This is a genomic window from Pararoseomonas sp. SCSIO 73927 (genome assembly GCF_037040815.1).
Classification (GTDB): domain Bacteria; phylum Pseudomonadota; class Alphaproteobacteria; order Acetobacterales; family Acetobacteraceae; genus Roseomonas.
Window position 1 is genome coordinate 2,801,261 of record NZ_CP146232.1, and the last position, 18,805, is coordinate 2,820,065.

General features: G+C 74.7%; 11 protein-coding genes. 2 read left to right on the forward strand and 9 right to left on the reverse strand.

Going from position 1 to position 18,805, the window contains the following annotated elements:
- Positions 1 to 21 precede the first annotated feature (21 nt).
- Positions 22 to 7,479 (reverse strand): type I polyketide synthase, encoded by a 7,458-nt coding sequence (locus tag VQH23_RS13155; protein ID WP_338661187.1) that lies wholly within the window; start codon positions 7,477 to 7,479, stop codon positions 22 to 24.
- A gap of 47 nt (positions 7,480 to 7,526) precedes the next feature.
- The gene (locus VQH23_RS13160) at positions 7,527 to 8,861 is read right to left on the reverse strand and encodes a glycosyltransferase family 1 protein (protein ID WP_338661188.1); all 1,335 of its coding nucleotides are present in this window, start codon (positions 8,859 to 8,861) and stop codon (positions 7,527 to 7,529) included.
- A 396-nt stretch (positions 8,862 to 9,257) separates the two neighbouring features.
- Between VQH23_RS13160 and VQH23_RS13165 the strand changes: the two genes are divergently transcribed.
- Positions 9,258 to 10,019, forward strand: coding sequence for an SDR family NAD(P)-dependent oxidoreductase (locus VQH23_RS13165; protein WP_338661189.1), 762 nt, complete (start codon positions 9,258 to 9,260; stop codon positions 10,017 to 10,019).
- Positions 10,020 to 10,040: 21 nt separating this feature from the next.
- On the opposite strand, the gene VQH23_RS13170 is transcribed toward VQH23_RS13165, so the two are convergent.
- Positions 10,041 to 11,246 (reverse strand): 4-hydroxybenzoate 3-monooxygenase, encoded by a 1,206-nt coding sequence (locus VQH23_RS13170; RefSeq protein WP_338661190.1) that lies wholly within the window; start codon positions 11,244 to 11,246, stop codon positions 10,041 to 10,043.
- A 134-nt stretch (positions 11,247 to 11,380) separates the two neighbouring features.
- On the opposite strand from VQH23_RS13170, the gene VQH23_RS13175 reads away from it, so the two are divergent.
- On the forward strand, positions 11,381 to 12,190 hold the full coding sequence (locus VQH23_RS13175) for an enoyl-CoA hydratase-related protein (protein ID WP_338661191.1): 810 nt from the start codon (positions 11,381 to 11,383) through the stop codon (positions 12,188 to 12,190).
- On the opposite strand, the gene VQH23_RS13180 is transcribed toward VQH23_RS13175, so the two are convergent.
- From VQH23_RS13180 to urtB, 6 genes are all read right to left on the reverse strand, one after another.
- The gene (locus tag VQH23_RS13180; protein WP_338661192.1) at positions 12,178 to 12,885 is read right to left on the reverse strand and encodes an SDR family oxidoreductase; all 708 of its coding nucleotides are present in this window, start codon (positions 12,883 to 12,885) and stop codon (positions 12,178 to 12,180) included. The genes VQH23_RS13175 and VQH23_RS13180 overlap by 13 nt on opposite strands.
- A gap of 50 nt (positions 12,886 to 12,935) precedes the next feature.
- The gene (locus tag VQH23_RS13185) at positions 12,936 to 14,624 is read right to left on the reverse strand and encodes a methyl-accepting chemotaxis protein (protein ID WP_338661193.1); all 1,689 of its coding nucleotides are present in this window, start codon (positions 14,622 to 14,624) and stop codon (positions 12,936 to 12,938) included.
- An 81-nt stretch (positions 14,625 to 14,705) separates the two neighbouring features.
- Positions 14,706 to 15,401 (reverse strand): urea ABC transporter ATP-binding subunit UrtE, encoded by a 696-nt coding sequence (gene urtE / locus VQH23_RS13190; RefSeq protein WP_338661194.1) that lies wholly within the window; start codon positions 15,399 to 15,401, stop codon positions 14,706 to 14,708.
- A complete protein-coding gene (urtD, locus tag VQH23_RS13195) occupies positions 15,398 to 16,114 on the reverse strand; it encodes an urea ABC transporter ATP-binding protein UrtD (RefSeq protein ID WP_338666099.1) in 717 nt (238 codons plus the stop codon). Before urtD ends, urtE begins: the two co-directional genes overlap by 4 nt.
- Positions 16,115 to 16,131: 17 nt before the next feature.
- Positions 16,132 to 17,232, reverse strand: coding sequence for an urea ABC transporter permease subunit UrtC (gene urtC / locus VQH23_RS13200; protein ID WP_338661195.1), 1,101 nt, complete (start codon positions 17,230 to 17,232; stop codon positions 16,132 to 16,134).
- Positions 17,229 to 18,782, reverse strand: a complete 1,554-nt coding sequence (urtB, locus tag VQH23_RS13205; RefSeq protein ID WP_338661196.1) for an urea ABC transporter permease subunit UrtB — start codon at positions 18,780 to 18,782, stop codon at positions 17,229 to 17,231. Before urtB ends, urtC begins: the two co-directional genes overlap by 4 nt.
- Positions 18,783 to 18,805 lie beyond the last annotated feature (23 nt).

Below are 18,805 nucleotides of genomic sequence, written 5' to 3' on the forward strand. Positions count from 1 at the left end.
CGTGTCCTCATGCCCGCCAATTTAGGCGGCGCCAGTTCCTTCCGGTAGGGTCCCTTCCGGTAGGGTCGCCGCGTCGGCCGGCGTCGGCTCCGGCGTCAGCGTGTCCGGGCCGGGCGTGGACGAGCCAGGCTCGAACTGCCCGAGCAGCGAGTTCAGCTGCGCCTCCCGCGCGCCGCCGGAGAGCCCTTCCACCATGCGCGCGGCAAGGCCCGCCACGGTCAGGTCCTCCGTTACGGCGGCGAGGGGCACGGCCATGCCGAGCCGCGCCTCCAGCGCCCCGCGCAGCTCCAGCCCGCCGAGGCTGTCCAGCCCCAGCCGCGCCACCGGCACGTCGGCCCCGATGCTCTCCGGCGGCAGGCGCAGGATTCGGCCCAGCTCCTCCGCTCCGATCCGCGCCAGCAGGGCATGGGCCTCGGCGGGGGGCAGGGCGGTCAGGTGAGCGCGCATGTCCGCGATGTCGGCGTCCGTCTCCTCCGCCCGGCCGCGCAGCGCGGCGAAGGCCGGTTCCCGCAGCACGGGCAGGGCCGCGCCCGCGCGCTTCCAGGCCACGCGGGCGAGGGAAATCACGGGGTGGCCGGCGGCGATGAGGCCGGGCAGCGCCTCCAGCGCGTCCCGCGCCGCCATGGGCTCCACGCCCAGGCGGCGGGCGAGGGTGCGGGCCGTCTCCGCGTCGCGCGCCAGGATGCCGGCATCGGCGATGGGGCCCCACCCAACGGCGAGCGCCGGGCGGCCGCGCGCGCGGCGGCGGCGGGCCAGGGCCTCCAGCCCGGCATTGGCGGCCACGTAGTTCGCCTGGCCTGGGTTCCCGAAGGCCGTGGTGGCCGAGGAGAAGAGGAGGAACAGGTCCAGCGGGTCCTCGGCCGTCAGCCGGTCCAGGTTCTCCGCCGCGACGAGCTTCGGGCCGAGAAGGGCGGCGAAGCGGGCGGCGTCCATGCTGCCCGCCGCGCCGTCGTCGAGCACGGTGGCGGCGTGGACCACGCCGGTGATCGGCCCCTCCGCCCGCAGTTCCGCCAGCAGTGCGTGGAGGGACATGCGGTGCGAGACGTCCGCCGCGTGCAGGCTGGCGCGCGCCCCGAGGGCCGCCAGCGCCGTCACGGCCTCCGCCGCGCCCGGCGTGGACGGGCCGCGGCGGGAGACGAGGGCGAGGCGTTCCGCGCCGTGGGCGGCGAGCCACTTGGCGCATTCCAGCCCGAAGCCGGAGGTGCCGCCGGTGACGAGGACCGTCCCGCCGCGGCGGGGCGCCCAGGCGGCGGGGCGCGCCGCCTCCTCGCGCGGGGGCAGGACGACGATCTTGCCGATGTGGCCGCTGGCCTGCAGCAGCCGGAAGGCGCCCTCCGCCTCCTCCGCCGTGCGGCGGGCATAGGGCAGGGGGCGGAAGTCGCCGGAGGCGAGGCGGCCGCGGATGGATTCCAGCAGCCGCGCCGCCTCGGCCGGGCGGGCCTTCGGCAGCTGGTCCACGTCCACGCCGAAATAGGTGACGTTGCGGCGGAAGGGGCGCACGGCGATGCGCCGGTCCTCCGCGTAGTCGCGCTTTCCGAGCTCGATGAAGCGGCCGAAGGGCTTCACCAGGGCGATGGAGCGCTCCATTGCCTCCCCGGCGAGCGAGTTCAGCACCACGTCCACCCCGTCCGCCCAGTGCCGGCGGAGCGCGTCGTCGAAGCCGGCCGCGCGGCTGTCCAGCACGAGGTCGGCGCCGGCGGCGCGCAGGAAGGCGCGCTTGGCCTCCGTGCCCGCCGTCATCGCCACCTGCGCGCCCGCGGCCTGGGCCACCTGCAGGGCGGCCAGCCCCACCGCGCCGGCGCCGCCATGGATCAGCACGCGCTCCCCGGGCGCGATTCCCGCGCAGGTCTCCAGCGCGTAGACGGCCGTGAGGAAGGCGACGGGGATGGTGGCGGCTGCGGTGGAGGTCAGCCCCTCCGGGATCGGCGCCAGGGCATCTGCCCGGGTGAGCACTTGGCCCGCAAGCGCGCGCGGGGCGAAGCCGAAGACGCGCGTGCCGGTGTGGAAGGGCGCGCCGGGCCCGGCCTCCACCACCACGCCGGCGCACTCCATGCCCAGGCCCGCGCCCGCGAAGCCGTCCTTCAGCGTCTCCTCAGGCAGCAGCCCTTGCGCCCACATCAGGTCGCGGAAGTTCAGCCCCGCGGCCTCCACGCGCAGCCGCACCTCGCCGGGCCCCGGAGTGGGCAGCGGCTCCATCGGCTCCCAGGCGAGGGAGGCGAGGGCGCTGGGCTGGCGTACCGCCAGCCGCGCGGCCGGGCCGGGCTGCTGGCCCCGCTGCTGTCCGTGCGCCGCCCCGTGGAACAGGGTCTCCTGCGCGACGCGGGGCACGCGGCGGCTGGAAAGGCCCAGCAGAACCTCCGGCTCCGCCCCGGGCTGCAGCAGCTCCGGCACCAGCCGGCGGGCGGCCGCAGCGGGGGCGAGGGCGCCGTCCACCAGGACCCGCCGCGGCGACAGCTCCGGCATCTCGTTCGCCAGCACCCGGCCGAGGGCGCGCACGGCCTCGGCCGCCGCCGTCATCGCGCCGCCCTGGGCGACAAGGGTGAAGCCCGCGCAGGTCCCCGACGCGGCGGCGGCAATCTTGGTGATGCCGGCGAGGCTGGTGGCGAGCGGCGCCACCTCCGCCGGGCCGGCCGGGTTGGCAACCGCCACCACCGTCGCGCCCCGCAGCGCGCGGGGCGGCAGGGCGGAGGCGTCCTCCAGCCGGTGGGACTCCACCAGGACGCCGGACTTCGAGAGGGCGACGGCCAGCGCCTCGCCCAGAGGAGCCGCGCCCGCATCGGCGAGGAGGACGAAGCGCCGCCCCGGCGCAGCGGCGGGAACCGCGGGGGACGGGGCCGGGCGCTGGGCGGCGACGAGAAGAGCGGCCCAGGGCGTGCAGCGGAGCGGCTCGGCCCGCGGCGCCGTCCAGCCCTCCGCCTCCAGGGCGTCGCGCCAGGCCGCGGCGCCGGGAGGAGTGGGCAGGGACCAGCTCTGCGGGTCCTGCCCGCGCACGAAATCCACCAGGCGGCCCGGCACCGGCTCCACCGCCAGCAGGGTCCCGCCCTCCGCCAGGGCGGCGGCAAGGCCGGGCAGGATGCCGGTGGCGACCCCCCCGCGCGCGCCGGGGTGCAGCCCGACGACGAGGTCCGCGACCACGGGCGGCGGGGCGCTGCCGGTGGGGTTCCAATCCACCGTCACCACCTCCGCCATGGGCTGGGCGGGGGGCGCGGGGCGCGTCTCGCCGGCCAGGACGTGGAGGACCCGGCGGCCGGAGCGGGCGAGGCCGGCCGAGAGGTGCCGGGTGAGGGCGGCGGGGCCGAGGTCGAGCACGCGGAGCGGCCGGTCGGCCGGCCAGGCGGCCGCCACCGCCGCGGCGGCATCGGCCAGCACCTGACCCAGACGGTCGAAGGCGCCCGATTCCTCGGGAATCCGGAGGCGGGCGGAATCGGGCGGCAGGTGGCCCGCCAGGGCCTCCGGCAGCCGCTCCGTCGCCTGGGCGATCAGGGCGAGGTCCTGCGCCAGGGCGGGCCGCTCGATGAGGACGGAGCGCCAGATGTCCTCCGGCGAGGGCAGGTCCTCGGCGGGCAGCAGGCGCCAGCCCGCGCCCTCGGGGGCGGCAAGGCCGTCCTCCTCCAGCGCGCGCAGCATGGAGACGGCGTAGGGGGTGGCGGGCTGGATGGGGCCGTCCCCGCCGGCCGCGAAGCCGCGGGCCATCGCGGCGGCGACGTAGCCCTCCAGCAGCAGCGCGTACTCGGAAAGGTCCAGCGATTCGTCCCGCGCCCCGGCGGCGGCCAGGGCGAGGTCCAGCGCGCGCCCGGAATCCGGGGCGGGCAGGAAAGGGTCCAGGGCGGGCTGGTCCTCCAGCCGGAAGGCGGAGGCCTCCGCCGCCTCCGTGCGCCCGAGCCGGGCGCGCTGGAACCAGACGCCCTCGGCCAGCGCCACGGCGCGGCCCGCGGCGTCGCCAAGGACGAGCCGGGCCTCCGCCGCGCGGCTGCCGGCATGGGTCAGCGCTAGGGCAGCGCGGGTGGCGGGTGCCGCGCCGCGCCGCAGCACCAGCCGTTCGAACCGCACGGGCACCAGCGCGTCGCCCGGGATCTCGCCCAGGCGCTCCATGGCGGGGCGCTCCATGGCGGGGCGCTCCGCGCCGCCACGGTCGGTCAGCAGGCCGATCAGGCCCTGCATGGCGCCGTCCAGCCGCACGGGGTGGAGGAGGAAGCCCTCGTCGCCCGGTGCCGTCGCCGGCAGGTCCAGCGCCACCTCCGCCGACCGACCGGCCGGGTCGATCGCGACGTGCTGGACCGGGCGGAAGGCCGGGCCGTAATCCAGGCCGCAGCGGGCGGCCACGGCGTGCAGGGCGGGCTCGGACACGCCCCGGCCGCCCTCGGGCGCCGGGGGAAGCTCCGGCAGGGCCTCGGCGGTCGCCGGGCGCAGCAGGCCGCGCGCGTGCAGGGACCAGGCCTCGCCGCTCATGCGGCGGCGGGATTCCAGGCGGAAGGTGCCGTCATCGGCCAGGCGGAAGCGGACCTCCTGGCTGCCGCCCTCCCTGTCCCCGGCCGGGACGGGCAGGGGGCGTAGGATCTGGAAGGCGGAGAGCTCCAGCGCCTCCGCCTCCGGGAAGCGCAGCGCGGCGGCGGCCAGCGCCATCTCCGCCATGCCGGCGGCGGGCATCACCGCCTCCTCGCCCAGGCGGTGGTCGGCCAGCCAGGGCAGCAGGGCGGAATCCACGTTCCGCGTCCAGTGGGCGAAGCCCTCGGCCGGGTCGCTCTCGCGCCGGAAGCCCAGCAGCGGGTGGTCCAGCACGGGGTCGTGCAGGCGGTAGGCCTCGGGCGTATCCGGGTACCAGTGCCGCCGGCGGAGGTAAGGGGTGCGGGGCAGGCCGCGCCGCAGGGCGGGGCCGGCGAAGGCGGGCGCCCCGCGCGGATCGGCGCCCACGGCGATCGCGCGGTCGGCGATGCCGGGGATCGGGTCGCCCGGCGCGTCGCGCTTGGAGAGGGTGGCAAGGACCGGCGCCTCGGCCTTCGCGGCGCGCAGGGCCTCCCGCAGGTAGGACTGCAGGATGGGGTGGGGGCCGATCTCGATCACCGGCCGCGCGCCGCGCCGCCCGGCCTCGGCCGCGGCGTCGGCGAAGCGCACGGGGGCGCGCAGGTTGCGCCACCAATAGGCGGCCTCCGCCGGCTCCTCCAGGAGCCCGCCGGTGACGGTGGAGAGGAAGGGCAGGCGCGGGGCGGCGGGGCGCAGCCCGGCGAGGGACTCGCGCAGCACCCCCTCCACCTCGTCCATGGCGGCGGAGTGGAAGGCGTAATCGAGGTCCAGCGGGATGACCGTGTGCCGGTCCCGCTTCGCGGCGGCAACGAGGCGGGCCACCGCCTCCGCCGGGCCGGCGATCGTGAGGGCGCGCGGCGCGTTGCGGGCGGCGATCTCCAGCCCCGGGCCGCACTCGGCCAGCAGGGGCAGCGCCTCCTCCTCGCAGGTGTTGAGGGCGGCCATCCGTCCCTTGCCCCGCGTGCGCGCCTGGGCGGCCGAGCGGGCGACGATGAGGCGGGCGGCCCCGGGCAGGTCGAGGATGCCGGCGGCCAGCGCCGCGGCCACCTCGCCGACCGAGTGGCCGAGCACGAGGGCGGGGGTGATCCCCTCCCCGGCGAGTGCGGTGACGAGGCCGTGCTGCACGGCGAAGAGGGCGGGCTGGGCGACCTCCGTCGCGGCCAGGGCCTCGGCGGTGATGCCGTCGGCGAGGGCGCCGGCCACGGACCAGCCGAGGCGCGGCGCCAGCTCGGCATCCGCGGCCTCCACCGCCTCGCGGAAGGGGCGGGACCTCGCCATCGCCTCCCGCGCCATGCCTGGGAACTGCGATCCGTTGCCGGAGAAGGCGAAGGCCGGGCCGCCGGCCGATCCCGCGACGGTGGGGCCGACGCCCTGGACCCCGGCGGGCTCGCCCTCCGCGTAGGAGTCCAGCTGGGCCGCCAGGGAGGCGGCATCCCCGCGCATGACGAGGCGGTGCGGGTGCAGGTCGCGGTGGCGGGCCAGGCCGCGCAGCATCGCGGGCGCGTCCTCCGGCCGGGCGCGCAGGGCGGCGGACCAGGAGCGCGCCGCCAGGGGCAGCGCCTCGGAGGAGCGGGCGGAGATGACGAGAGGCGGCAGCGCCGCCTCCGGAGAGGTCTCGGGCGCATCCCGAGGCACGGCGGGCCTTGCGGCCACGGCCGGCGGCGCGGCGAGGAAGAGGGAGGCGTTGGTGCCGCCGAAGCCGAAGGAGTTCACCCCGATCACGGGCGCGCGGCCGGGCAGCGCCTCCCGCGCCAGGGGCACGCGAATGTTCAGCGCCTCGAAGTCGATCCGCGGGTTCGGGGCGCCGAGATGCAGGTTGGGCGGGATCTCCCGCCGCTCCAGCATCAGCAGGGCCTTGATGAGGCCGGCCATGCCGGAGGCGGTTTCCAGATGGCCGATGTTGGACTTCACCGAGCCGACGGGCAGCGGCGCCGCGCGGCCGCTCTCCGGCCCCGCCGAGAGCACGCTGCCGATCGCGGTGGCCTCCACCGGGTCGCCGGCCTGGGTGCCGGTGCCGTGCGCCTCGAAATAGGCCACGCGGGAGGGCGCCAGCCCGGCCTCGTCCAGGACCCGGCGGATCAGGGCGGCCTGGGCCTGGGGGTCGGGCAGGGAGAGGCCGATGGAGCGGCCGACCGAGTTCACCCCGGCGGCCAGGATCACGCCGCGAATGGAATCGCCGTCCGCCAGCGCGGCGGCGAGGGGCTTGAGCACGACGGCGCCCGCGCCCTCGCCGCGCACGTAGCCGTCGGCGTCCGCCGAGAAGACGTGGCAGCGCCCCGTGGGGGAGAGCATGGAGGCGCGGGAGAAGCCGGTGAAGGGATAGGGCGAGAGGAGGAGCTGCACGCCGCCCACCAGCGCCGCCTCCACCCGTCCGGCGCGGATCGCGTCCACGGCGTGGGAGAGGGCGACGAGGGAGGAGGAGCAGGCGGTGTCGACCGTCTGCGCCCCGCCGCGCAGGTCGAAGACGTTGGTGATCCGGTTCCCCAGGATGGAGAGGGTGTTGCCGGTCATGAAGTAGCGGTCGAGGCTCGCCGGGTCCGAGAGGCGGAGCTCTGCGTAATCCGTGGAGGAGCCGCCGACGAAGACGCCGATCTCCCGCCCCGCGACGGAGGCGGCGGGCCAGCCCGCATCCTCCAGCGCCTCGGAGACGACTTCCAGCAGGACGCGCTGCTGCGGGTCCGCCTCCGACACCTCGCGCGGGGAAAGGCCGAAATGGGCGGCGTCGAAGCCCGCGATGTCGCCGAGATGGCCGGCGGCGAAGGTGTAGGAGCGGCCGGGCTCGCTGCGGTTGGGGTGGTGGAACCAGTCCTGGCTGAAGCGGTCCCCCGGCAGGGTGGAGACGGCGTCCCGCCCTTCCGCGAGCAGGGTCCAGAACGAATCCAGGTCCGGCCCGCCGGGGAAGCGGCAGGCCGCGCCAACCACCGCGATCGGCTCCGCGCGGGCCGGCCGCGCGCGCACGCCGGTCCCAGGCCCGGTCCCGGTCCGGGCGCGTGGCGGGCGGGCAGTCACGAGCGGCCCGTGGTGCTGGTGCGGTTCAGGGCGGCCCCGCCCTCCCCGATGCGGCCGCGCAGGGCACGGGGGCGCAGCCAGGATGGCAGGGTGGCGCGCAGGAACCGCGTGCGCTCGGAGCGGCGGGCCAACCGGACCAGCACCTCGTCCACCCGGGCGAAGTGCTCGTCCCAGCGCGGCGCCTGCCAGCCGGCGAGGCGGGCGAGCTGCGCCTCCCGGGCCGGGCTGTCGGTCCTCATGTAGTCGAGGATGGCGGCGCGCCAGGCGATGCCGTCCAGCGGGTCCAGGTAGTCCGGCACCGCGCCGCCGACCTCCCGCAGGGCCGGCAGGTCGGAGCAGATGGCGGGCACGCCGAGGGCCAGCGCCTCGGCGAGCGGCAGGCCGTAGCCCTCCGCAAAGGAGGGGAAGAGGAGGGCGCGGGCGCCGCGCAAGATCTCCCACACCTCGCGGTCCGGCACCTGCCCGACCTCCCGCACCGTGCCGCGGAGCGCGTCGCAGCGCTCCAGGATGTCCACCACGTTCTCGTTCTCCCAGCCGCGGCGGCCGACGACGAGGAGGTGGGGCGTGCGCTGGCCCATGCGCCGGGCCAGGTCGCGCCAGAGGTGGAGCAGGAGGAGGTGGTTCTTCCGCGGCTCGATGGTGCCTAGCACGACGAAGTAGGGCTCCGCCGGCAGGGCGGGGACGGGCGCTGCCGGCGGCTCGATCCCCAGCGGGGCGACCATGACGGGCGGCGGGATGTCCCGCACGCCGAGGTGCGGGCGCAGCGCCGCCTCGGTGTCGGCCGAGTTGACGATGATCGCGTCCGCGAGCGCCGCGGTGGTGGCGATCCGCCGCAGGTGGCGTTCTGCCTGGCCGGGCCGGGCGTATTCCGGGTGGGTGGCCGGGATCAGGTCATGGATCAGGGGCACGAAGGCGCAGCCGGCCTGGCGCATCTGCCGGATCGGGCGGTCCCGCTCCAGGGCGCGGTGGGAGACGAGGAGAAAGACCTTCGGGTCCGGCTCCTTCAGGCGCCGGTTCAGCTGGCGCTGGCCGAGCCCGCCCATGACCCGCCAGCGGAGGCTGGCGGCGAGGCGGCGGGCGCGGGCAGCGTCACGCCCGCCCGGATCGCTGTTCCCCCAGGCCCGGGCGAGCATGCCGACATAGCCCACCACGGCGCGCCAGGGCAGGGCCACGTAGTCCCCTGCCAGGGCCTGGGCGACGAAGGTGCAACTGCCCTCCGGCATGGCCGCCCAGCGGCGGGCATAGGCCATCTCCACCCGGTCGATCCCGGAGGGCGCGACCTTTCCGCTGCAGGCGAGCAGGCGGGAGATGTCGAGCACGGTGTGCGGCACCCCATGGGAGATTCCCTGGGGCGGTTGGCCCGCCGGCCGGACCTCGGGTCCTGAGATTTCCTCGCCGTAGGGCACCGCATGTCCTGTGAGAGTGCGTTGATGTTCTTACTGCAACTTTTGCGCGAAAATCCACAGCCATTCTCGTTAAGCGCATGCCGAAGCAGTGCGCGGGAAAGGCCATGCCGGGGTCTTACGCTGGACGAAGGCAGAATTCAGGCCGCGGTCCGTGATCCTTTCTGTGGCCTAAGTCACTTCTCAGTGATCATTTTGCCGGCTGAACGGAATGCTTGCGGCCCCGGTGGCGGGGCAGCCCTGGCCGCGGCGGGCTTCCCGGATCATCCTGCAACTGGGCCCTACCACTGGGCACCGAAAAGCGGGCCCAGGAAGGGGATGGGAATGACGATGCGGCGGATCCTCATCACCGGGGCGTCCAGTGGGATCGGGGCGGCGACCGCGCGGGCCCTGGCGGGGCCCGGCACCGCCATCGCCGTGCACTGCCGGGGAAACCGGAACGGCGCGGAGGCCGTGGCGGCCGATCTGCGCGCTGCCGGGGCAGAGGCCCTGGTGCTGGTGGGCGACCTGACCGAGCCGGAGACACCCGCGCGGCTGGTGCAGGAGGCGGTGGCTGGCCTCGGCGGGCTGGAGGTGCTGGTGGCCAATGCCGGCTTCGCCGACCGGACGCAGGTGGGGGCGATGACGGATGAGGGCTTCGCCCGCAGCGCCGACACGATCCTGTGGGGCTTCCTGCGGCTGGCGCGGGCGGCGGGGCCGCACCTGCTGCGCGCCGGGGAGGCAGGGGGCGCGGCGCGGCTGGTCGCCGTCTCCTCCTTCGTGGCGCACCTGTTCCGCACCGATGCCGCGACCTTCCCCGCCAGCGCGGCGGCGAAGGCGGGGGTTGAGGTGCTGGTCCGCTCCCTCGCGATCGAGTGGGCACCTCATGTCACGGTGAACGCGGTGGTGCCGGGCTTCACCCAGAAGGACCCGGGCGCGCACGTGGCGCTGGAGGCCCCGGCCTGGGAGGCGATCCTGGCCCGGATCCCGCTGCGGCGGCTGGGCCAGCCGGCCGACGTGGCCGCGGCGATCGCCTTCCTGGCCGGGCCGGGGGGCGCCTACATGACCGGCCAGGCGCTGCACGTCAGCGGCGGGGTGGTGATCTGATCCGGCCTCCCGGGGCCGGCCCTACAGGGGCAGGCCCACGTAGTTCTCCGCCAGCGCGGCCTGGGCGTTCCGGGAGCCGGCGAGGAAGTCCAGGTCGGCCATGCGGATGCGGTGCTCGAAGGGGCTCTCCGCCGCGTCCACGTGCAGCATGGTGGTCATCATCCAGCTGAACCGCTCGGCCTTCCAGATGCGGCGGAGCGCGGTGGCGGGGTAGGCGTCCAGCCCGGATTCGTCGCCGCGGCGGATGGCAACCTCCAGTGCGCGGGAGAGGACGAGGACGTCGGCCACCGCCAGATTCAGCCCCTTGGCGCCGGTGGGCGGCACGATGTGGGCGGCATCCCCGGCGAGGAAGAGGCGGCCGTGGCGCATCGTCTCGCAGACGAAGCTGCGGAGCGGGATGATGCCCTTCTGGAAGATGGTGCCATTCGCCAATTTCCAGTCCCCGGCCGTCTCCAGCCGGCGGTGGAGGGCGGCCCAGATGCGGTCATCCGGCCAGTTGGCGATGTCGTCGCGCGGGTCGCACTGGATGTAGAGGCGCTGGATCTCCGGCGTGCGGGTGGTGAGGAGCGCGAAGCCCTCCTCGTGCCGGGCGTAGATCAGCTCGTGCCAGGAGAGGGGGGCGTGGGCGAGGATTCCGAGCCAGCCGAAGGGGTAGGTGCGGTCGTACTCCCGGCGCCCGGCGGCGGGGATGGCGCGGCGCCCGGGGCCGTGGAAGCCGTCGGCGCCGACGACGTAGTCGCAGGCCAGCTCGCCCGGCGTGCCGTCCGGGTGGCGGAACGTGATGCGGGGGCGGTCGGTCCTCACGTCGTGGAAGGCGGTGTCGGAGACGCCGAAATGGATCGTGCCGCCATCGGCCAGGCGCGCGGCGATGAGGTCGATCAGCACCTCGTGCTGGGGATAGAGGGTGACGCGCTTGCCGCCCGTCAGCTCGTCCAGCGGCAGGTGGAAGCGGGTGGCGCCGTACTGCAGGGTGATGCCGTCATGCGCGTGGCCCTCCCGCGCCATGCGCTCGCCCAGGCCCATCTCGCGCATCAGCTCCGTCACCCAGTGCTCCAGCAGGCCGGCGCGGATCGTGCCCTCCACCGCCTCCCGCGCCCGGTTCTCGACAATGACGCTCTCGATGCCCGCGCGGTGGAGGAGATGGGCCAGGAAGAGGCCGGCGGGGCCGCAGCCGACGATGCCGACCTGGGTGCGCGCGGGGTTCGGTGGGTTGTTCCGCTGGGACATTCCGGACCTGTTGCTTCTGACCTGGACGATCGTTTGATATCGAACCATTCCCTGGCGGGGCAGGAGAGGGCGGCCGCAGCTTGCGGGGGCGAGGGCTGCGCGGCAAGACGGGTTCCGGGCAAGGAGAGGCGCCGATGAGCGACGAGACCCCGCTTCTGGTGACGCGGCAGGGCGGCGTGGTGCGGGCGGTGCTGAACCGGCCGGCGCGGCGCAACGCGCTGAACGGGGCGCTCTCCGCCGCGCTGGATGCGCTGCTGTCGGAGCTGAAGGGGGACCGGGCGGCGCGGGTGCTCGTGCTCTCCGGCGCGGGCGGGCATTTCTGCGCCGGGCTGGACCTGGGCGAGGTGGGCGGCGAGACCGGCACGCCGGAGCAGCGCATGGCCGCGCAGCTGGAGCGGAACCGGTCCATCGGCGCGCGCTTCGCGGCCATCGCGGCGCTGCCCCAGGTGGTGATCGCTTCCGTGCAGGGATCGGCCTTTGCCGGTGGCCTGGGCTTCGTCTGCGCGGCCGACATCGCGTTTGCCAGCGGGGATGCGCGCTTCGCGGCGCCGGAAGCGCGGCGCGGGCTGGTGGCGGCCCAAATCCTGCCCTGGATCGTCCGGCGCACCGGGCGCAGCCAGGCCGCCCGGATGGTGCTGCAGGGCCACGTCCTGGACGCGGCGGAGGCGGGGCGGATCGGGCTGGTGCACCAGGTGGCCGCCGATGCGGCGGCGCTGGACGCGCTGGTGGAGGCGACGGTGGCCGACGTCCTGCAGGGCGCGCCCGGGGCGCTGGCCGAGACGAAGGGCATGCTGGCCGCACTCGGCAGCGCCGTGCCGGAGGGCTACGCCGAGGCCGGCGCGCAGTCCTTCGCCCGCTGCGCCGCGAGCGGCGAGGCGGATGAGGGGATCGCCGCCTTCAAGGCCCGCCGGGCGCCGGCCTGGCTGGCGGATCAGTCCTCGTAGATCATCTTCCGTGTCATCCCGCCGTCGCTGACGAACTCGGCGCCGGTGACGAAACCGCTCTCCGGGCTCAGCAACCAGGCGACGAGCGACGCAATATCGGCCGGGGTGCCAACCCGGCCGGCGGGGTGCTGGGCGTGGTCGCGCTCGCTCAGCTTCTCGTCCCGCACGTTGATCCAGCCGGGGGAGACGACGTTCGCGCGCACGTCCGGGCCTAGGCTCACCGCCAGGGCGTGGGTGAGGGCGAGGAGGCCACCCTTGGTGGCGGAATAGCTCTCCGTATCCGGTTCCGACTGGTGGGCGCGGGTGGAGGCGACGGTCACGATCGCCCCCTTCGCCTGCCGCAGCAGGGATTCCGCCGCGCGGGCCAGCAGGAAGGTGCTGGTGAGGTTGGTGGCGAGGACACGGGACCACTCCTCCAGCGTCAGTTCGCGGATCGGCTTGCGGATCATGATGCCGGCGTTGCAGACGAGGCCGTCCAGCCGCCCCTCCGCCTCCGCGATCCCTTGCACCAGCGCGTTCACCGCCGCCTCGTCGGAGATGTCGGCCTGAACGTGGCGGGCGGCCGTGTCCGGCCCCCCGGCCTCCGTGTCGGCGGTGACGACGTGCCAGCCATCGGCAGCGAGGCGCCGCGCAATGCCCTCGCCGATGCCCCTGGAACCGCCCGTGACCAGCGCGACGCGCTTCCCTTCCGCCATCACCCGCCCTCCGCCATTTCCGTGGGGCAACGCGGAGGGCGGGGGCGGGTTCATGCCGAGCGGACCTCGGCCACGAACTCGGCGACGGTGCCGTTCAGGCGCTCGGCCTGCCCGGCGAGGTCGGAGGCGGCCGAGAGCACCTGGCCGGCTGCCGCCCCCGTCTCGGTCGAGCCGCGGCTGACATCGGCGATGTTCAGCGTCACCGCCTCGGTCGCGCGCGCCGTCTCCTGCACCGTGCGCGCGATCTCGCCCGTGGCCGCTGTCTGCTCCTCCACCGCCGCGGCGATCGCCACGGCGATGCCGCTCACCTCCTCGATCGTCCGGCCGATGCCGCCGATCGCCACCACCGCCTGGTCCGTCGCGGCCTGGATCCCGGCGATCTGCGCCCCGATCTCCTCCGTGGCCTTCGCGGTCTGGGCGGCTAGGGTCTTCACCTCGCTCGCCACCACCGCGAAGCCGCGCCCGGCCTCGCCGGCGCGCGCCGCCTCGATCGTCGCGTTCAGCGCCAGCAGGTTCGTCTGGCCGGCGATGTCGGTGATCAGCCGCACCACGTCGCCGATGCGCGCCGCGCCCTCGGCCAGGGCCTGCACCGTGCCGTCGGTGCGCCGCGCATCCTCCACGGCGCGCCCGGCGGCAGCGGTGGCCTGGGCCACCTGCCGGCTGATCTCGCCGATCGAGGCCGTCAGCTGCTCGGCGGCGGCGGCCACGGTCTGCACGCCCCCGCTCGCCTCGCCGGCCGCGGCCACCACGCGGTCCGCCCGCTCGCTCGTGCCCTCGGCCGTGCCGGTCATGCCGCGCGCCGTCGCCTCCAGCTCCGTGCTCGCGGCCGAGAGGGTGCGGACCATCTCCCCCGCGCGCCCCTCGAAGCCGCGCACCAGCGCCTCCAGCCCCGCTGCCCGCGCCTCCCGCAAGGCGCGGGCAGCCTCGGCCTCGGCGGCGAGGCGGTCGGCCTCCCTCATGTTGTCGCGGAAGACCGTGACGGCGGAGGCCATCTCGCCGATCTCGTCCCGGCGGCCGGCGCCGGGGATGTCCACGCCGAGATCGTGGTCCGCCAGCCGGCGCATCGCGGCCGTCATGCCCGTGATGGGGCCGGAGATGCCGCGCACGAGCCCCAGACCGACGACAAGGCTGACGAGGATGCCGGCGGCGAGGACGCCGATGATCCAGGCGAAGGCGGAACCCCCCATGGCCTTCGAGGCGGTGGCCACGCCGTTGCCGCCATCGGTCTGGAAACGCCGCGCGGCGCCGATGGATTGCCGCACCGCGGCCAGGGGTTCCGTGGTGGCGCGGAAGAGGATCTCGGAGGCGCGCGCGTTGTCGTTCGCCCGGGCGGCGGCAACCATGCCCTCGCTGTGCGGCCGGTAGCCGGCCCAGGCGGCCTCCATGGCGCGCAGCAGGGCCCCTTCCTCCGCGCCGCTCACGAGGGCGCGGTAGCGGGCCAACGAATCGTCCATCAGCCTGTGGCTCTCGACCGAGAGGCCGATGGAGTGGCCGCGCCGGTCATCGGCCCGCAGGATCATCTGCGTCTCCCGCGCGCGCAGCTTCTCGAATTCCAGCGCCACGTCGCCGAGGGCCTGGGCGCTGGGCAGCCAGTTGTCCGCGAGATCGGCGGAGAGGCGGTTCATCCCGTCGATCCGGTGCAGGGCGAAGCCGCCCAGGCCGGTCAGCACGGCGAGGAGGAGGCCGATCGAGAGCAGGATGCGGCCGCGGATGCGCAACCGGTTGAGCGGGAGGGGCATGAGGGGTGTCCAGGCCGCGCCGGTGGCGGGATTGCCGCGGGCGCCCCCATGCTGCGCCAGGAACCCTCAAGCCTTCCTGAATCACACCGTCAGCAGGCGGCGGACGGAGTCCTCCTCCAGCGCGCCCGCCTCGCCCTCCAGCGCCACCTCGCCGCGGACCATGACGGTAATGCGGTCGGCCAGGTCGCGGGCGAACTCGAAGTACTGCTCCACCAGCACCACGGCCATGCCGCGGTCCTTCGCCAGGTGGCGGATGACGCGGGCGATGTCCTTGATGACGCTGGGCTGGATGCCCTCGGTCGGCTCGTCGAGGATCAGCAGGCGCGGGCGGGCGGTGAGGGCGCGGGCGATGGCGAGCTGCTGTTGCTGGCCGCCCGAGAGGTCGCCGCCGCGGCGGCGCAGGAACTGGCGGAGGATGGGAAAGAGGTCGAAAACCTCGGTCGAGACATTGCTGCCGCGCGGGGCGGCGGCGAGCGCCGTCTCCAGGTTCTCCTGCACGGTGAGGAAGGGGAAGATCTCCCGTCCCTGGGGCACGTAGCCGATGCCGGCGCGGGCGCGGTCGGCGGGGGACAGGCCGGCGATGTCGCGGCCCTCCCACTCGATGCGGCCGCCGCCGATGCGCTCCACTCCCATGATGGAGCGCATGAGGGAGGACTTGCCGACGCCGTTGCGGCCGAGGACGCAGGTGATCCTGCCGGGATCAGCGGAGAGGTCCACGCCGCGCAGGCAGAGGCTGGCACCGTAGGAGAGGCGGATGTCGGTCGCGCGCAGGGTCATCGTCCCAGGTACACCTCGATCACGCGCGGGTCGTTCTGCACGGTGTCGATGCTGCCTTCGGAAAGCAGCGTCCCCTCGTGCAGCACCGTCACCCTGCTGTTCAGGGCGCGGACGAATTCCAGGTCGTGCTCCACCACCACGACGCTGCGCTGGCCCGCGATGCGGCGGAGCAGGGCGGCGGTGTGCTCCGTCTCCTGATCGGTCATGCCCGCCACAGGCTCGTCCACCAGCAGCAGGTCGGGGTCCTGGATCAGCAGCATGCCGATCTCCAGCCACTGGCGCTGCCCGTGGGAGAGGATGGCGGCGGGATCCCCAGCGCGGGCGGACAGGCCGATCTCCTCCGCGATGGTCTCGATCCGCTTGCGCGCCTCGCCGCCCAGCGCCCAGCGGAGACAGGACCAGGGATCGCGCGGGGCCTTGAGCGCCAGTTCCAGGTTCTCGAACACGGTCAGCGCGTCGAAGACGGTGGGCTTCTGGAACTTGCGGCCGATGCCGAGATTGGCGATGCGGGCCTCGTCCATCCGCGTTAGGTCGGCGTCGCCGAAGCGCACCGTGCCGGCGGTGGGGCGGGTCTTGCCGGTGATGACGTCCATCATCGTCGTCTTGCCCGCGCCGTTGGGGCCGATGATCGCGCGCAGCTCGCCAGGATCGACGATGAGGGAAAGGTTGTTGAGGGCTCGGAAGCCGTCGAAGACGACGGAGACGCCGTCCATGTAGAGGCCGGGCCTGCTCACTTCGCCTGCCTCCGGAACAGGCCGATGAGGCCGCGGGGGAGGAAGACCGTGACGGCGACGAAGAGCCCGCCGAGGACGAAGAGCCAGAGGTCCGGCGCGACGGAGGTGAGCCAGGTCTTCAGCGCGTTGACGGAGAAGGCTCCGAGGAGGGCGCCGATGAGGGTGCCGCGGCCGCCGACGGCGACCCAGATCACCGCCTCGATCGAGTTGCCGGGGGCGAACTCGCCGGGGTTGATGATGCCGACGAGCGGGACGTAGAGGGCGCCGGCGAGGCCCGCCAGCACGGCGGAGAGGACGAAGACGGTGAGCTTGAAGGCGGTGACGGAGTAGCCGAGGAAGCGCACCCGGCTCTCGGCATCCCGCACCGCGACGAGGACGCGGCCGAGCTTCGTGCCGACGAGGTGGCGGCAGAGGAGGAGGGAGCCGGCCAGCAGCGCGAGGGCGGCATAGAAGAGGCCGGCGCGCGCGCCCTGCGTGTTGAGCGGGACGCCCAGCAACTCCTTGAAGTCGGTGAAGCCGTTGTTGCCGCCGAAGCCCATGTCGTTGCGGAAGAAGGCGAGCATCAAGGCATAGGTCATCGCCTGGGTGATGATGGAGAAGTACACGCCGGTGATGCGGCTGCGGAAGGAGAGATAGCCGACGACGAAGGCCAGCAGGCCGGGGATCATCATCGCCATGAGGATGGCGTAGGGGAAGTGGTCGAAGCCCAGCCAGTACCAGGGCAGCTCCCGGTAGCCGAGGAAGACCATGAAGTCCGGCAGCACGGGGTGGCCGTAGACGCCGCGCGGGCCGATCAGGCGCATCAGGTGCATGCCCATGGCGTAGCCGCCGAGGGCGAAGAAGGCGCCGTGGCCGAGGGAGAGGATGCCGGCGTAGCCCCAGGCCAGGTCGATCGCCAGCGCCAGCACGGCGTAGCAGATCCACTTGCCCGTGACGGCGACCGTGAAGTCGGAGACGCGGAAGGCGCTGTCGGCGGGCAGGTGGTTGAGGAGCGGCAGGAGCGCGAGGAGCAGGATCGCGATCAGGATCGCGCCGCGCAGGATCTGTCGGGCGGGGATGCCGCGCGTGGTCCCGGCGGGGGCGGTGGTGGCGCTCATGCCTCGGCCGCCCGGCCCTTGAGGGCGAAAAGGCCGCGCGGGCGGCGCTGGATGAAGAGCATGATGATCACCAGCACGGCCACCTTGGCCAGCACGGCGCCGGCCCATGGCTCGATGACCTTGTTCAGCACGCCCAGCCCCATGGCGCCGACGAGAGTGCCGATGAGGCTGCCGACGCCGCCGAAGACCACGACCATGAAGCTGTCGATGATGTAGCCCGTGCCGAGGTTGGGGGAGACGTTGTCGATCTGGGAGAGCGCGACGCCCGCCATGCCGGCGAGGCCGGAGCCGAAGGCGAAGGTGAGGGCGTCCACCCGGCCGGTGCGGATGCCCATGGTGGCGGCGGTGCGGCGGTTCTGCACCACCGCGCGCATCTCCAGCCCGAAGCGGGTGAGGCGGATGGCGGCGAGGGTGACGCCGAGCACGAGGAGGGAGAAGACGATCACCCAGAGGCGGTTCTGCGTGATGTTGATGCCGCCGGGCAGGGAGAGGATGCCCTGCATCCAGGCGGGGGAGAGCACTTCCCGGTTCTGGGCGCCGAAGGCCAGGCGCACGGCCTGCTGCAGGATCATGCCGACGCCGAAGGTCATCAGCAGGGTCTCCAGCGGGCGGCCGTAGAGATGGCGGATCAGCCCGCGCTCCAGCGCCGCGCCCGCGAGGCCGGCGACGAGGAAGGCGGCGGGGACGGAGAGGGGGAGGGACCAGGGCAGCAGCCAGGGAATGCCGCGGCAGGCCTCCTGCACCACGAAGGTGGTGTAGGCGCCGAGCATGACGAACTCGCCATGCGCCATGTTGATCACGCCCATCACGCCGAAGGTAATGGCGAGGCCGAGCGCGGCGAGGAGCAGGACGGAGCCGAGGGAGAGGCCCTGGAACAGGGTCTCGGCGGCGCGCTTGAAGGTCAAGCGGCTGTCAATGGCGGCGACGGCCCTGTCGATCTCGGCGGTCATGTCGGGGTTGGTGGCGCGGGCCTCCAGCAGCAGGGCACGGGCGTCCTCCGAGGAGGCCTCGCCGAGGGTGGCGATGCCCTGGCGCTTCACGGCGGCATCGGCGGCGACGAGGCGGGAGGCGGCGAGGGCGAGTTCCTGCCGCTCCTTCACGCGCGGCACGGATTCCCGCGCGATCGCGGCCTCCAGCGGCGCGATGTTGTCGGCGCTGCGGCTGCGGAAGACGGAATCCGCGGCGGCGAAGCGCTCATCCGCGCTGGCGGAGACGAGCTGCAGGCGCCCCAGGGCGCCGCGCAGGGCGGAGCGGACGCGGTTGTTGATGCGGACCGTCTCGGCGCCCGCCGTGTCGGCCGGTTGCCCGGTGGCGGCGTCCCGGCCGTCCGGCAGGATGATCGTGCTGCCGCTCTTGCGGAGGGTGCTCTCCGAGAGGGCGCGCAGCACGGGCAGGGCGCGGGGGTCGCCCCCGGCGCCCAGGCGCTCCACCGCCTCCGCCTGGGTCCCGAAGCCGCCGGCGAGGCCGGGGAGCGCGTCGAGGAAGGCGTCCTGCGCGGCCGCCGGAAGAGCGAACAGCAGGACCAGGAGAAGGGGGAGGATGCGCCTCATGATCGTGCGGGCGGCAGGTTGCC